We start from the raw sequence: 385 nt of genomic DNA on the forward strand, positions 1-385 counted from the left end.
TCAATCCCTATCGTTCCGCCAGCATTTGAGCGTGGTTCCGGTTCAAAATCAACATTTAAAACCGCAAAATATTTTCCAGCTGGTGTGTGCTCAATGATCACGTGATTAATCTTTTCCACTTCCATCGACGGCCGTATTTTAACAAATCCAAGTTTCGGAAGTTTGATATATCTTCCCACAATACGGATATTATCTTTTTGATTTACCGTTCTGTATGACTGGAACCGGTTATGTTTACTTTTGAAGGTTGGATAGGAGGCCCGTTTCTGAAAGAAATTCACAAATCCCCGGTCGAGATCCCGCAGAGACTGCTGTAATGCAATGGAATCTGCTGCTTTCAGAAAAGCAAACTCCTCTTGCTTTTTCAGTTCTGTCAGCATGGCGG

Annotated in this window: 1 pseudogene; it reads right to left on the bottom strand. The window is 42.3% G+C overall.

Going from position 1 to position 385, the window contains the following annotated elements:
- A pseudogene (locus GPK58_RS11965) lies at positions 1 to 385 on the bottom strand (IS200/IS605 family element RNA-guided endonuclease TnpB); the annotation flags it as partial.

Origin of the sequence: Blautia sp. MCC270, assembly GCF_018785605.1 — a bacterium.
Classification (GTDB): Bacteria; Bacillota; Clostridia; order Lachnospirales; family Lachnospiraceae; genus Blautia_A; species Blautia_A fusiformis.